General features: G+C 62.2%; 14 protein-coding genes and 1 pseudogene. 10 read left to right on the top strand and 5 right to left on the bottom strand.

Annotated features, from left to right (window positions below; genetic code table 11):
- Positions 1-31 precede the first annotated feature (31 nt).
- The 5 genes from N5J71_RS17885 (at position 32) to N5J71_RS17905 (ending at position 3,912) form a co-directional block, all read left to right on the top strand.
- On the top strand, positions 32-928 hold the full coding sequence (locus N5J71_RS17885; protein WP_279917355.1) for a heme/hemin ABC transporter substrate-binding protein: 897 nt from the start codon (positions 32-34) through the stop codon (positions 926-928).
- Positions 925-1,965 carry a FecCD family ABC transporter permease gene (locus N5J71_RS17890; protein ID WP_424960903.1) on the top strand — a complete coding sequence of 347 codons (1,041 nt, stop codon included), beginning with the start codon at positions 925-927 and terminating at the stop codon, positions 1,963-1,965. Before N5J71_RS17885 ends, N5J71_RS17890 begins: the two co-directional genes overlap by 4 nt.
- Positions 1,965-2,732: a heme ABC transporter ATP-binding protein gene (locus N5J71_RS17895; RefSeq protein WP_116618007.1), complete on the top strand. Its 768-nt coding sequence runs from the start codon at positions 1,965-1,967 to the stop codon at positions 2,730-2,732. The genes N5J71_RS17890 and N5J71_RS17895 overlap by 1 nt, the downstream gene beginning before the upstream one ends.
- Before the next feature lie 15 nt (positions 2,733-2,747).
- Positions 2,748-3,632 (top strand): ChaN family lipoprotein, encoded by an 885-nt coding sequence (locus tag N5J71_RS17900; protein ID WP_004424311.1) that lies wholly within the window; start codon positions 2,748-2,750, stop codon positions 3,630-3,632.
- Between the two features lie 61 nt (positions 3,633-3,693).
- Positions 3,694-3,912 carry a nuclear transport factor 2-like protein gene (locus tag N5J71_RS17905; RefSeq protein WP_241198178.1) on the top strand — a complete coding sequence of 73 codons (219 nt, stop codon included), beginning with the start codon at positions 3,694-3,696 and terminating at the stop codon, positions 3,910-3,912.
- A gap of 484 nt (positions 3,913-4,396) precedes the next feature.
- On the opposite strand, the gene N5J71_RS17910 is transcribed toward N5J71_RS17905, so the two are convergent.
- The 4 genes and pseudogenes from N5J71_RS17910 to N5J71_RS17925 all read right to left on the bottom strand — a co-directional run bounded on the left by N5J71_RS17910 (position 4,397) and on the right by N5J71_RS17925 (position 7,668).
- The gene (locus N5J71_RS17910) at positions 4,397-5,194 is read right to left on the bottom strand and encodes a cyclic nucleotide-binding domain-containing protein (RefSeq protein ID WP_084342266.1); all 798 of its coding nucleotides are present in this window, start codon (positions 5,192-5,194) and stop codon (positions 4,397-4,399) included.
- Positions 5,195-5,299: 105 nt separating this feature from the next.
- Positions 5,300-5,574, bottom strand: a pseudogene (locus tag N5J71_RS17915) (TfoX/Sxy family protein).
- A 100-nt stretch (positions 5,575-5,674) separates the two neighbouring features.
- On the bottom strand, positions 5,675-6,019 hold the full coding sequence (locus N5J71_RS17920) for a pentapeptide repeat-containing protein (protein WP_017675297.1): 345 nt from the start codon (positions 6,017-6,019) through the stop codon (positions 5,675-5,677).
- 86 nt (positions 6,020-6,105) lie between these two features.
- Entirely contained in the window at positions 6,106-7,668 is a 1,563-nt protein-coding gene (locus N5J71_RS17925) for a bifunctional aminoglycoside phosphotransferase/ATP-binding protein (RefSeq protein ID WP_039964999.1), read from the bottom strand.
- 114 nt (positions 7,669-7,782) lie between these two features.
- On the opposite strand from N5J71_RS17925, the gene mrcB reads away from it, so the two are divergent.
- The 3 genes from mrcB to N5J71_RS17940 all read left to right on the top strand — a co-directional run bounded on the left by mrcB (position 7,783) and on the right by N5J71_RS17940 (position 11,178).
- Complete coding sequence (mrcB, locus tag N5J71_RS17930) at positions 7,783-10,101, top strand: penicillin-binding protein 1B (RefSeq protein ID WP_279917356.1); 2,319 nt, start codon at positions 7,783-7,785, stop codon at positions 10,099-10,101.
- Positions 10,102-10,168: 67 nt separating this feature from the next.
- Positions 10,169-10,849, top strand: coding sequence for a tetratricopeptide repeat protein (locus N5J71_RS17935; RefSeq protein ID WP_003462836.1), 681 nt, complete (start codon positions 10,169-10,171; stop codon positions 10,847-10,849).
- Positions 10,849-11,178 carry a YqcC family protein gene (locus N5J71_RS17940; protein WP_003462835.1) on the top strand — a complete coding sequence of 110 codons (330 nt, stop codon included), beginning with the start codon at positions 10,849-10,851 and terminating at the stop codon, positions 11,176-11,178. The genes N5J71_RS17935 and N5J71_RS17940 overlap by 1 nt, the downstream gene beginning before the upstream one ends.
- Positions 11,179-11,196: 18 nt before the next feature.
- Here N5J71_RS17940 and N5J71_RS17945 read toward each other — a convergent pair whose 3' ends face one another.
- Positions 11,197-11,631, bottom strand: coding sequence for a DUF4124 domain-containing protein (locus tag N5J71_RS17945; protein ID WP_003462834.1), 435 nt, complete (start codon positions 11,629-11,631; stop codon positions 11,197-11,199).
- A 402-nt stretch (positions 11,632-12,033) separates the two neighbouring features.
- On the opposite strand from N5J71_RS17945, the gene N5J71_RS17950 reads away from it, so the two are divergent.
- Positions 12,034-13,758 (top strand): acetolactate synthase 3 large subunit, encoded by a 1,725-nt coding sequence (locus N5J71_RS17950; protein ID WP_003462833.1) that lies wholly within the window; start codon positions 12,034-12,036, stop codon positions 13,756-13,758.
- A gap of 1 nt (position 13,759) precedes the next feature.
- Positions 13,760-14,251, top strand: a complete 492-nt coding sequence (gene ilvN, locus N5J71_RS17955) for an acetolactate synthase small subunit (protein WP_003462832.1) — start codon at positions 13,760-13,762, stop codon at positions 14,249-14,251.
- Positions 14,252-14,294: the final 43 nt, after the last annotated feature.

Below are 14,294 nucleotides of genomic sequence, written 5' to 3' on the forward strand. Positions count from 1 at the left end.
CGGTCGATGTCCCGTTCGAGGAGTTGAGACCATGCGTCTTGCCAATATTCTGGGCGGCCTGGCGGCTGTCCTGCTGTTTCCCAATCTGGCGCTTGCCGAGCCATTGCCGCAGCGCTGGGTGAGCTCCGGCGGCGCCCTGAGTGAGTGGGTGGTGTTGCTGGGCGGCGAGAGCAAACTGGTGGGTGTCGATACCACCAGTCGTCATCCGGCGTCGCTGACCAAGCTGCCCAGCGTCGGTTATCAACGCCAACTGGCTGCCGAGGGCATTCTCGCCCTGCGCCCGGACCTGCTGCTGGGCAGCGAGGAGATGGGCCCGCCACCGGTGCTCGAGCAACTGGCAGTAGCCGGCGTGCGTATCGAGCGTCTGACGGCGCGCGCGGAGCTGGACAGCCTACAGGCCAACCTGAATCGTCTGGGCCAGTTGCTCGGTGATGAGGCGGCAGCGCAACGCGCCTTCGCCGATTACCAGGCGCGCTTGCAGACCCAGCAACAATGGGTCGAGCAGGCCCAGCGCAGCCAAGACGCGCCCGGTGTGTTGCTATTGCTCGGGCATGCCGGTGGCAGTCCGCTGGTTGGTGGTATCGACACCGCTGCCGACTGGCTGATCAGCCGTGCCGGCGGGCGCAATCTGGCCAGTCACAGCGGCTACAAGGCGTTGTCCAGCGAGGCGCTGCTGGCGCTCGATCCGCAGGTCGTGGTGGTGGCTGATCGCGCCTTGGAGGGTGACGCGGCCAGGCAGGCCCTGCTGCAGCAGAACCCTGCCCTGGCCGGTACCCGCGCGGCGCGCGAGGGACGTTTGCTGGCGCTGGACCCGACCCTGCTGGTCGGCGGTCTTGGGCCGCGCGTGCCGGATGGGCTGGCGATGCTCGCTGCAGGCTTTTATCCTGCCAGCCAATTTCCGACAGCCGAAGCCAAGCGCGAGCCATGACCTCACCTTTTTCGACGCGCCCATTGTTCATCGCACTGGGCCTGCTGCTCGTGCTCGTGCTGTGGCTGTCGCTGGCGCTCGGCCCGGTCAGTCTGCCACTGGGCGACACTCTGCGTGCCGCGCTGCGTCTGCTGGGCGTGCCGCTTGCAGCTGATGCGTCGGTGCAGCAGGCGGAACTGATCCTGGCGCAGATCCGCATGCCGCGCACCTTGCTCGGGCTCGCCGTGGGCATGGTGCTGGCGCTCTGTGGCGTGGCGATGCAGGGGCTGTTTCGCAATCCACTGGCTGACCCCGGGTTGGTGGGCGTTTCCAGCGGCGCTGCGCTGGGCGCCGCGGTGGCCATTGTCGGCGGCGCCGCGTTCGGTGGTTTACCCGAAGCCTTCGCGCCCTATCTGCTGTCGGCCTGTGCCTTCGTCGGTGGCTTGCTGGTCACGGCGTTGGTCTACCGGCTGGGTCGACGTGAGGGGCAGACCAATGTGGCAACCATGTTGCTGGCGGGCATCGCCCTGACCGCGCTGGCGGGGGCGGCCATCGGTCTGTTCACCTACCTGGCGGACGATGCGACCCTGCGCACCCTGACCTTCTGGAACCTGGGCAGCCTCAATGGCGCCAGTTACGCGCGACTCTGGCCGCTGTTGCTGGCCACGCTGGCCGTGGCGCTGTGGTTGCCGCGACGGGCACGGGCGTTGAACGCGCTGCTGCTGGGCGAGTCGGAGGCACGCCACCTTGGTTTCGATGTGGAGCGCCTCAAGCGCGAGCTGGTGTTCTGTACGGCATTGGGGGTCGGTGCTGCGGTGGCGGCCGCTGGCTTGATCGGTTTCATCGGCCTTGTGGTGCCGCATCTGATGCGCCTGCTGGTGGGCCCCGATCATCGCCTGTTGCTCCCAGCATCCGCGCTTGCCGGTGCGAGCCTGTTGCTGCTGGCCGACCTGGTCGCGCGCCTGGCGTTGGCGCCTGCGGAGTTGCCGATCGGCATCGTCACGGCGCTGATTGGTGCGCCGTTCTTTCTTTATCTGCTGGTGCGGGGGCGAAGCTGATGCTGCGGGTTGAACAGCTGGAAGTCCGCCGCGGCCAGGGCGTGGTGCTCAGTGGCATCGATCTGCAGTTGCACCCCGGCGAAGTGCTGGGTGTGCTGGGGCCCAACGGTGCGGGCAAGAGCACTTTGCTGGCAGCGCTGAGCGGCGAGCTACCGGCCAGCGCCGGGCAGGTGACGCTGGATCAGCGTGCGCTCTATGACTGGGCCGGACCGGAGCGCGCCAGGCGCCTGGCCGTCCTGCCGCAGAGCTCCAGTCTGAATTTCGCCTTTCGTGTCGAGGAAGTGGTCGCCATGGGCCGTCTGCCCCATGACAGCGGGCGCGTGCGCGATGCGCAGATCGTGCAGCAGGCGCTGCTGGCAGCCGATGCTGTTCACCTGGCGGGGCGCAGCTACCTGGCGTTGTCCGGCGGGGAGCGCCAGCGCGTGCACCTGGCGCGGGTGCTGGCACAGCTGTGGCCGGGCGGTGAGGGGCAGATCCTGCTGCTCGATGAGCCGACCTCGATGCTCGATCCGCTGCATCAGCACACTTGCCTGCAGGCGGTTCGTCGTTTGGCCGAATCCGGCGCGGCGGTGCTGGTGATCCTCCATGACCTCAATCTGGCCGCGCGTTACTGTGATCGCCTGTTGTTGCTGGAGCAGGGCCGGGCGCATGCGCTGGGTACGCCTGTCGAAGTATTGCGGGCCGAGCCGCTGCAGGCCGTGTTCGGTCTGGAAGTGCTGGTGCAGACTCATCCCGAGCGCGGCCACCCGTTGATCGTCGCACGCTGAATGTTGGAGCCCTCGATGCGAGTCGTACTGCTGAGCTGTCTGATGCTGCTGGCTGCCTGCCAGGGCCGACCCATGCTGCCGCCGCCGGCACCGCTCGCTCCGCTGGGGCATGAGCATGCTGATCTGGGGCGTATCGTCGATCTGGCCAGCGGACGCACTATCGACCCTGAGCAACTGCTGGATCGCCTGGCACGGGCCGAGCGGGTACTGGTCGGTGAGCAGCACGACAATCCTGATCACCATGCCCTGCAGCTTTGGCTATTGCGCGAGCTATTCAGGCTGCGCCCGCAGGGCAGCGTGTTGATGGAGATGCTTAATCCTGATCAGCAGAACAAGGTTGATCAGGCCCAGACAACTGCGCGCGCGGGGCAGGCGATTACCGATCCGTTCAATACCCTGGCCTGGCAACCTGGATGGGATTGGTCGCTTTACGGGCCGCTGGTGATGCATCAATTGCGGCAGCCCTACCCCTTGCTTGCGGCCAATCTGGATCGTGCCGAGATCATGCAGATCTATCGCCAGCGCCCGACGCTCGGGGGGGAGCGCTCTGGTGCAGCCGAGGTGCAGGAGCGTTTGCTGGCGGATATCCGTGAGTCGCACTGCGGCCTGCTGCCGGACAGCCAGTTGCCGGCGATGCTTGCTGTGCAGCAACAGCGTGATCGGCGCATGGCCGAGGCATTGCTGGCTGCGCCACAGCCCAGCCTGCTGCTGGCCGGCGCCTTTCATGTGCGCAAGGATCTCGGCGTACCCTTGCACCTGGCTGACCTCGGTGCGCAGGACGGCAGCGCGGTGCTGATATTGGCCGAAGTCGGCCGTTCGGTGGACGCTTCCATGGCCGATTACGTCTGGTTCACGGCAGCGCAGCCGGAGCAGGATCACTGCGCCAAACTGCGACCCTAGCCGCCTTTCGTGGGCTGCCTGCACGGTATCCTCGGCGCTTTGTCGATTCGGAGTCTGGCCTATGTCCACAGACGTTCGCGACCTGCTGCAAGGTTATTTCAATGCCCTCAATGATCGGGATATCCGCGCCTGTCTGGCACTGGTCAGCGACGAGCTGATTCTGCAGCCCAATCAGGGTTTCACCGAGCATGGGCGCGACGCCTTCGCGGCTTTTCTGGAGCGGCAGCTGCATTGCTATCGCGAGATGATCGAGTCGCTGGTGATCTTGGTCGAGCCATAAGGGCGACATGCAGCCTGCGAGTACCGCGTTATCGGCGAATATCTGGCTACTGATGATGGCCTGCCGGAGGCCTGCGGGCAGCGTTACGAGATACGCGTCGGCGCCTTCTTCGAGATCCAGCACGGGCTGATCACGCGCATCAGCCTGCATTTCAACCTGCCGGACTGGCTGGCACAGGTCGACGATTAGGGCCGGCCCAGCGCATCTCGCCGGAAACTGCAGGACGCACTTTTGTCCAGGCAAAAAAAGACCCGGCAAGAGCCGGGTCAATAACCGTGATTAGCCTGATGAGGAGATAATCTGAAGAGTCCGACTGAATGGTCTCTTTAGCTTATCGGCTGATCTCGCGACCAGTTGAGTTAATAATAACAATTCTCATTATGTAGTCAACGCCTTTTGAGAATTTTTCTCAGAACGCTTTTGCCGAGCTCATAAATGCAAAAACCCGGCGCAGGGCCGGGGTTCGCTGATGTGGGATGGAGACTCAGGATTCCCCAGGTAAGCGCAACTGAGTGACTTCCTTGTTCAGCAGGTCGATGCGTCGGGCCATGCTTTCGATCAGACTGTGAGCGATGCGCGGGTTGCTTTGCATCAGGCTGAGGAATTGTTCCTTGGGAATCACCATCACCGTGCAAGGTTCGCTGGCGACAACCGTGGCGCTGCGCTTCTCGCGAGTGAATACCGCCATGGCGCCGAAGATTTCATCCTGTTGCACATCACCGACCTTCTGCCCGTCGACGTAAGCCTCGGCGTGTCCCTCGATGATGATGAACACGTGGTCAGCTTCATCGCCCTGATGAATCAGCTCCTCGCCGGCAGCGAAATGCTGGAAGCCAGTCGTCGGACGAATCTCCGGCTGTTTCAGACGTGCCAGTGCGTCGGACAGCAGGGCGGTATGGCCGATCAGATATTGAATGAACTGTTCCTGGCGCTGCTCGCTGGCATAGATGTGCTGGAAGGTTTCGCTGCGCGAGTAGGGAATCAGGCTGATGGGTTCTTCGCTGCTGTAGCGGCAGGAGGGGAGGTCGATGCCCTGGCGCAGGCCGACCAGATCGCCCTCTTGCAGATAGAACAATGGGCGCTCATCGACCAGCGCATGCAACAGGCCGTTCTCGATGATGAATAGCTGGTTGCCAGGCAGTACCTGAGCCAGATCATCGACACGCTCCAGACGCAGTGGCTCACCCGCGGGTTGCAGCCCTTCCAGCAGCTGAGTGGGGATACTCTGCAGGCGATTGATCAACTGATCGGCGTAGGCCGGTTGCTCCCCGAGTAAATACATAACCGTAATTCCTTGAACTGGCTGGACTGGCTGACCATACGAAGGTCCCTGAAACAATAGGCTGTGCGGCTCTTCGAGTAAATCACCTTGCACTGGTGTTGTGAGCTAGCTCTTGTTGTGGCTCTGGGCTTCGTCCAGCTTGCCGTTCAGTTCGGCTTTGTGCGCGGGGGGGGGAGCTCACTCCAATGCACATTGAGCAGCGCGCCCTCGATGGCGTAAAGCAGCACCTTGGATGCACGAAAACCGCGCGCCCTGACCGCGCGATAGGCTCCGACAGCGCCGTAGCGACGCAGGTCGTTGGCGCTGTGAATCCCTACGGCGTGCAGCCACTGCGCCGAGGTCTTGCCCAGGTTCTTCAAGTGTTGCAGTTCGTCGTTCATCGGGCCTCCATGCGTGCGGGGGAAAGGTTCACGTTGGCGTGCCTGCCGGAAAGTGTAGCGGCCAATGGCCTGAGTGCTTCGCGTCGTCGCTCGAAGTGCGCTACTTGGTGCGATAGCGCAGGCGAGTGCCGAAGTTGACCGACATGAGAATCTCGTCGGCGGTCAGTTCGGCTGGAAAGTAGGCGCCAGAAATCTGCGCGTGGGCCAGGCTGGCCCCTTCGATCTGGGCATTGCGGAAGTCCAGGCCGCGCAGGTCTGCCCCGCGAAAATACGCGTCGTTGAAATTGACGGCGTCGGTGTCCATGTTGCGCAGGTCTAGCCCGCGAAAGTCGCCACCGGACAGATCGACCTCCACGCCTTTTGGCTTCTGCGCATTGAAGCCTTTCACATCGTCGTTGTGCAGCAGGTGGTAGAGCGGATGATCAAGCTGGCGTGGCTGACTCATGGCGGATACCGGTGATGGTCTCACCGGGAGTATAGAAGGCCTGCCGGGGTTTGCCCGGCAGGTGCTGGTCAGCGGTAGGCCGTGGCTCAGATTCCAGGCAGGCGCTGGCGAATGCGCTCGACCAGGCTGTCCAGGCTTGCGCTGTCATGTGTATCGACACGCTTGCTGTGGCTCTGCTCCTCATCGTCGAGCGGCTCGCGGCTGGTTTGTTGGGCCTGAATCACTTCCAGCGTCGCATCGGACGGGTCCTGGCCCTCGCTGCGGCGCTGCTCCAGCCAGCTGGCGATCACGGCTTGCGGCGCTTGGCAGTCGAGAATCAGGAAGGGCACGCCGGTTTCTTCGGCGACTTCGCTGGCGGCCTGGCGTTGCGCTGCCTTGAGATAGGTTGCGTCGATCACCACGGGGAAGCCTGCCAGTAGTGTCTGATGCGCCAGCTGATGCAGGCGCTGGTAGGTCGCCTGGCTGGCGTCAGTGCTGTAGATGCCGGCGGCCAGCTGATCCTTGGCTTCGGCGCTCTGCTCGCCGAACAGGCGCTTGCGCTCGATGTCGGAGCGCAGGCGGATGGTGCCCAGTGCTTCGACCAGGCGCATGGCCACGTGGCTCTTGCCGACTGCCGAGACGCCATGGGTGATGGCCAGGAAGGGCGATGGAATGGCGCTATAGCTTTCCGCCAGTGCGGCATAAGCGCGGTACTGGCGCAGGATCACCGCCCGTTGTACCGAACTCTCTTCTTGTCCCAGGCGAAACAGCGCGACCTTGCCGCGCACCATGGCGCGGTAGGCCTTGTAGAAGTTCAGCAGTTGCAGGGCTGCATAATCACCAGTGCGCTCCAGCCAGCCGCTGATAAAGCGGCGTGCCAGGCATTTGAGGCCACGGTCTTCGAGGTCCATGGCCAGGAATGCGATATCGGCGGTGACGTCGGTAAAGCGGAAGGGTTCGTTAAACTCGATGCAGTCGAACAGCACCACTCGCCCGTCAATCTTGGCGGCGTTGCCCAGGTGAATATCACCGTGGCATTCGCGGATGAAACCCTGAGCCTTGCGTTCGCTCAACAGTGGTTGCAGGCGTTCGTAGCTGGACTGGGCCCAGGCCTCGAGGGCATCGAGTTGCTGCAGGTCTGCCTGCTCGTTGAGCATCGGGCGAATCTGGTCGAAATTCTGCTGCACCGGAACCATTACCGCTTCTGCGCTACCCAGCGGATGTTCCTGCGGCACCTTCGGTGCGTTCAGATGAAAGGTGGCAATCTGCTCGGCCAGGGCGTCGATATGGGCTTCGTTCAGTTCGCCACGTGCCTGGATGGCGCTGAGCAGTTGCTCCTGCGGGAACTGGCGCATTTTCAGCGCGTATTCGATGGCGGGCGTGCTGCCGTCGAGACTGGGCGCGTCTTCACTACCGCCGATCGGCAACACGTCAAGATACAGATCTTGGGCCAGGCGCTGGTTGAGGCGCAGCTCTTCTTCGCAGAAATGACGGCGTGCATCGAGCTCGGTGAAGTCGAGAAACCCGAAATTAACCGGTTTTTTGATCTTGTAGGCGTAGGGGCCAGTGAGCAAAACCCAGGAAATGTGGGTCTCAATGACCTGAAACCCATCCACAGGATGCGGATACAGGGCCGGGTTCTGCAATGCGGCAATCAGGGCTTGGCTCACGTTCGATCCTTGTTCTAGACGCTGTTCGAGCTGGGCATTATGGCCGCTGTGAGCTGCTCTGCAAACCATCCAGGCGGCCTGCTGGCCCCTATGTAAAGTGCGTATAATCCCGCCATGACTCGAAAACGCTCCCCCCGCTCAAACAAAAAATCCCGCTCGTCCGGTATGCGTCCCTGGTTTGCCTGGGGCCTCAAGCTCGGTCTGGTTGGTCTGGTGATCCTTGCCGGCTTTGCCGTTTATCTCGATGCCGTGGTGCAGGAAAAGTTTTCCGGCAAGCGCTGGACGGTGCCCGCGAAGGCCTACGCCAGGCCGCTCGAACTTTTCGTCGGGCAGAAGCTGGCCAAGGACGATTTCCTGCGTGAGCTCGATGCGCTGGGCTACCGCCGCGAGAGCACGGTCAACGGGCCGGGCGCAGTGTCGGTGGCCGGTAACAACATCGAACTGCACAGTCGCGGCTTTCAGTTCTATGAAGGTGCCGAACCGTCACAGAAGGTGCGCGTGCGCTTCTCTGGCGATTACGTCGCCGGTCTGACCCAGGCCAATGGCGGCAACCTGGCGGTAGCCCGACTCGAGCCGATGCTGATTGGCGGGCTTTACCCGGCGCATCAGGAAGATCGCATCCTGATCAAGCTGGATCAGGTGCCGGCCTATCTGATCGATGCGCTGGTGGCGGTCGAGGATCGCGACTACTTCGATCACTTCGGCGTGTCACCCAAGGGTATCGCCCGTGCACTGTGGATCAACGCAACGTCCGGGCGCCTGGTGCAGGGCGGCAGTACCCTGACTCAGCAGTTGGTGAAGAATTTCTACCTGACCAACGAACGCACCCTGGCGCGCAAAGCCACTGAAGCGATGATGGCGGTACTGCTGGAGTTGCACTACGACAAGCGCGAGATTCTCGAGGCCTACATGAACGAGGTGTTCCTCGGTCAGGATGGGCAGCGCGCCATACATGGCTTCGGTCTGGCCAGCCAGTATTTTTTCAGTCAGCCGGTTTCCGAGCTGAAGCTGGAGCAGGTCGCGCTGCTGGTGGGCATGGTCAAAGGCCCCACCTACTTCAACCCGCGGCGCAATCCCGAGCGTGCGCTGGCGCGTCGCAACCTGGTGCTCGATCTGCTTGCCGAACAAGGCTCGATCACCCCCGAGGAAGCCGCAGCAGCCAAACAGAAACCGCTCGGCGTGAGCTCGCGCGGCAGCATGGCTGACAGCTCGTTCCCGGCTTTCATCGATCTGGTCAAGCGTCAGCTGCGTGAAGATTATCGTGAGCAGGATCTGACCGAAGAAGGCCTGCGCATCTTCACCAGCTTCGATCCGATCCTGCAGCTCAAGGCCGAAGAGGCGCTGGCCGAGACGCTCAAGCGCCTGGCCGGGCGCAAGGGCGTGGATGAAGTGCAGGCCGGTATGGTGGTGACCAACCCTGAAACCGGGGAAATCCAGGCATTGATTGGCAGCCGTCAGCCGCGGTTTGCCGGTTTCAATCGGGCGCTGGATGCCGTGCGGCCGATTGGTTCGCTGATCAAACCGGCTATTTATCTGTCTGCGTTGGAACGTCCGAGTCAGTACACCCTGACCAGTTGGCTGGAGGACGAAGCGTTTTCCATCAAGGGCCAGGATGGCCAGGTCTGGACGCCGCAGAATTACGACCGCAAGGCTCATGGCACCATCTACCTGTATCAGGGGCTGGCGCAGTCCTACAATCTGTCCACGGCCAAGCTCGGCCTGGAGATCGGCGTGCCCAACGTGCTCAAGACGCTCGAGCGATTGGGCGTCGAGCGTAAGTGGCCGGCTTATCCGTCGATGCTGCTCGGTGCTGGGGCACTGACGCCGATGGAAGTGGCGGGCATGTACCAGACCCTGGCCAACGGTGGCTTCAATACGCCGTTGCGCGGCATTCGCAGCGTGCTGACTGCCGATGGCGAGCCGCTCGGTCGTTATCCATTCCAGATCCAGCAGCGCTTCGATCCAGGCGCCATCTATCTGGTGCAAAACGCCATGCAGCGGACCATGCGTGAAGGTACTGGGCGCTCGGTTTACAACCAACTGCCCAGCTCGCTGAATCTGGCGGGCAAGACCGGGACCAGTAACGACTCGCGTGACAGCTGGTTCGCGGGCTTCAGTCAGGATCTGCTGGCGGTGGTGTGGCTGGGGCGCGACGATAACGGCCCGACCCCGCTGACTGGCGCGACCGGGGCGTTGCAGGTCTGGACCAGCTTCATGCGCAAGGCGGACCCACTGCCACTGGACATGCCGATGCCGGACAACGTCACCCTGGCCTGGGTGGATCGTCAGACTGGTCTGGGTTCGGCTTCGGGCTGCCCGAATGCGGTACAGATGCCTTATATTCGCGGCAGCGAACCTGCCCCGGGCTCCGCGTGCGGTATCCAGGCGCCGGTTGAGTCCGTGATGGACTGGGTCAAGGGTTGGTTGGAATGACGGCCGGGTGGCGCATCCCGGTGTTACCTGAAGAGGATTGGATGTGAACAAGAAGTGGCTTGCCACGATGCTGGCAACGGCAGCTCTCAGTGGTTGCAGTACCGTACCGCAGGGCTCGATTCCGGTGATCGACGCCGGCGCTCCGCTGTCGTCGGGCGGTTCTGGCGCTGTGTCCAGCGCGAGCCCTGCAGCGGCACCACAGCGTATCGAGGAAGACTCCGGGGTGGTGGTGATGGTGCCGCAGGGTGCGGTCTCTACCCCTTTGCAGACCGATGTGCAGCCGATTACTTCGAGTGGCGGCCTGACGTTCGATCCGCCCGTCAGCAGCCAGCCTGCCGTACCCAGTCAGGGTAGCTTCGGTGCGTCTGCACCGAGCATGCCCAGCGGTATCCCCAGTGGCGGCGGCCTGGCTGCCGATGAGCAACTGGACGGTCCGGTGCTGGCTCTGCTGACCACTGCCCAGCAGTTGCAGGGCGGTGGCGATCTCAATGGTGCGGCCTCCAGCCTCGAACGCGCCCAGCGCATCGCCCCGCGTGAGCCGCAGGTGCTCTACCGTCTTGCCGAGGTACGTATGGCCCAGGGCGATGCAGCGCAGGCCGAGCAACTGGCCCGTCGTGGTCTGACTCAAGCCAGTGGTCGTCCGGCGCTGCAGGCCAGCCTGTGGGATCTGATTGCCCGCGCCCGCGAGCGCCAGGGTGATCCTGCTGGTGCTGCCCAGGCCCGTGAACGCGCACGAGTCAATCTCTGATGGATGCTCGTGCAAGCGCACTGGCCGAACACCTGCTGCTGATCGAGTGTGAGTTACGTGCACAGGGTTGGTGGCAGGAGGAGGCGCCGAGCGCCGAGGCCCTGGCCAGCCCGGAGCCGTTCTGTGTCGATACGCTGGCGTTCGAGCAATGGCTGCAGTGGATTTTTCTACCGCGTATGAAGGTTCTGCTGGAAACCGGCGTAGCACTGCCCTCGGTATCGGGCATTCAGGCGATGGCAGAGATGGTCTATCAGCAGCAGCCGAGCGTTGCGCGTCGGCTGGTCGAGCTGCTGGGCGAATTTGATCGCCTGCTTACGCGCACGCCCTGAGGGTATGCGCGTAGTCCATTACTTGCAGTTTTCTGCGATGGACTTCTTCAGTTCGGTGATGCGTTCCTGGCGCTCGTTCTCGTCGATGCGGCGAACCTCGCCACCATCCTCGATGCGCAGGCGAGGATTGTTCTCAAGCTGAGCCAGGTTGGTGCGAGCTGTCTCGCAGTACTGCTTACGCTCGGCTTCCTGCTTCGCCACATCTTCCTTGACCTTCTTGTCGATGGCAGCCTGCTCGGGGTCGAGCTGTTCATCGAAACTGGGTGCCGGCTCACTGGGTGCCGGTCGGGGAGGTGGTGCTGCAGTATTGATGGTCGTGGCCTGTTGGCCCTGCGGAGGTTGCGCGCCGAAGTGGGTCACGCCCTTGTCATCTACCCACTTGTACACCTGGCTGGCCATGGCGGATGTGCTCAAAGCGAGCATCAAGGTGCCAGTAAGAATCATGTGGCGCATGCTGTTTCCTTTATCGAGAGCGGCGGTGCTGATGGTTACTATAACCAAAAGCCGGCTATCTTCATCCTGCGATGCGTCACAGCAGCAGGTTGAATAATAGGTTAGCCATCTCTTGACTTGCCTTCGCCGAACCCGAACAATCCATCCTTCCCCCGTAGTGGCGTCCGCCGCAAGCGTCCTCCAGCTCGGGGAAAAGAGGCGCTACCCGCGCCGAACCGTGACACCCGCAACGCGTTACCTCGCGCTGGGAGGGTCGGCCCCGCAAGACCATGGGCTGCTCCGTTACTCGTCAAGCTGATGTTCCGAATCCACGATCACCGTCGTGCGTGTCCGCTGACAGTAAGACCTACCTTAGGGCTACCCGTTGACGGGTGGCATACTGGCGTTCAAGAGGTGAACAACGTGGAGCTTTTATCCGGCGCTGAAATGGTCGTCCGCTTCCTGCGTGACGAAGGCGTTAAGCATATCTATGGGTACCCTGGTGGTGCTCTCCTGCATATTTACGATGCCCTGTTCAAAGAACCGGAAGTGACCCACATCCTGGTTCGTCACGAACAGGCAGCGACCCATATGGCTGACGGCTATGCCCGCGCCACCGGCAAGGCCGGTGTGGTGCTGGTGACCTCTGGCCCTGGCGCGACCAATGCCATCACCGGTATTGCGACTGCCTACATGGATTCCATTCCGATGGTGGTGATCTCCGGCCAGGTGCCGAGCGCCATGGTCGGCACCGATGCCTTCCAGGAAACCGACATGGTCGGTATTTCCCGCCCGATCGTGAAGCACAGCTTCATCATCAAGCACCCGTCGGAAATCCCCGAGGTGCTGAAGAAGGCGTTCTATCTCGCCGAGTCCGGTCGTCCCGGTCCGGTCGTGGTCGACATTCCGAAAGACATGGGCGATCCGACCCAGAAGTTCGAATACGTCTATCCGAAGAAGGTCAAGCTGCGCTCCTACAGCCCGGCGGTACGCGGTCACTCCGGCCAGATCCGCAAGGCGGCTGAGATGCTTCTGGCCGCCAAGCGTCCGGTCATGTACTCCGGCGGTGGCGTGATCATGGGCGGTGCCTCTGCGCCGCTGACCGAGCTGGCGCAGATGCTCAACCTGCCGGTGACCAACACCCTGATGGGCCTCGGTGGCTATCCGGGTACCGACCGCCAGTTCATCGGCATGCTCGGCATGCACGGCAGCTACACCGCCAACCTGACCATGCACCATGCTGACGTGATTCTGGCGGTCGGTGCGCGCTTCGATGACCGCGTGATCAACGGTGCGGCCAAGTTCTGCCCCAACGCCAAGATCATTCACATCGACATCGATCCGGCTTCGATCTCCAAGACCATCAAGGCTGACATCCCGATCGTCGGTCCGGTGGACAGCGTGCTGACCGAGATGGTCGCCATCCTCAAGGAAATCGGTGAGACCCCGAACAAGGACACCGTCGCCAGTTGGTGGAAGCAGATCGATGAGTGGCGTGGCAATGGTCGCCTGTTCCCCTACAACGAGGGTGACGGTTCGATCATCAAGCCGCAGACCGTGATCGAAACCCTGTGCGACGTGACCAAGGGCGATGCTTTCATCACCTCCGATGTGGGTCAGCACCAGATGTTCGCGGCGCAGTACTACCGCTTCAACAAGCCCAATCGCTGGATCAACTCCGGCGGCCTGGGCACCATGGGCTTCGGTTTCCCGGCCGCAATGGGCATCAAGCTGAACTTCCCGGAAGCCGATGTGGCATGCGTCACCGGTGAGGGCAGCATCCAGATGAACATCCAGGAGCTATCGACCTGCCTGCAGTACGACCTGCCGGTGAAGATCGTCAACCTGAACAACGGCACCCTCGGCATGGTCCGGCAATGGCAGGACATGCAGTACAACAGCCGTTATTCGCACTCCTACATGGAGTCGCTGCCGGACTTCGTCAAACTGGCCGAGGCTTATGGCCATGTCGGTATGCGCATCACGTCGCTGAAGGACCTCAAGCCCAAGCTGGAGGAAGCCTTTGCCTTGAAGAATCGCCTGGTGTTCCTCGACATCGCGGTGGATTCCAGCGAGCACGTCTATCCGATGCAGATCAGAGACGGTGCGATGCGTGACATGTGGCTGAGCAAGACGGAGCGGACCTAAGATGCGACACATCATTTCCCTGCTGCTGGAAAACGAGCCGGGCGCCCTGTCGCGCGTGGTTGGTCTGTTCTCCCAGCGTAACTACAACATCGAAAGCCTCACCGTTGCGCCAACCGAGGATCCGACGCTGTCGCGCCTGACCCTCACCACCGTTGGACAGGATGAGGTGATCGAGCAGATCACCAAGAACCTCAACAAGCTGGTCGAGGTAGTCAAGCTGGTCAACCTGTCGGAAAGCGCCCATATCGAGCGCGAGCTGATGCTGGTCAAGATCAAGGCCACTGGCGCTCAGCGTGCCGAGGTCAAGCGTACTACCGACATCTTCCGCGGCCAGATCGTGGATGTGACCAGCAGCGTCTACACCGTGCAGTTGACCGGTACCAGCGACAAGCTGGATAGCTTTATCCAGGCCGTCGGTACTGCATCGATCTTGGAAACTGTACGCAGTGGTGTCACAGGTATCGCGCGTGGCGACAAGGTACTGAGTATCTGACCGTTGTGCTAAATAAAGCCCCGCCTGGTGCGGGGCTTTTTAT

The sequence above is a fragment of the Ectopseudomonas oleovorans genome (assembly GCF_029845265.1).
Taxonomy (GTDB): Bacteria; Pseudomonadota; Gammaproteobacteria; order Pseudomonadales; family Pseudomonadaceae; genus Aquipseudomonas; species Aquipseudomonas oleovorans.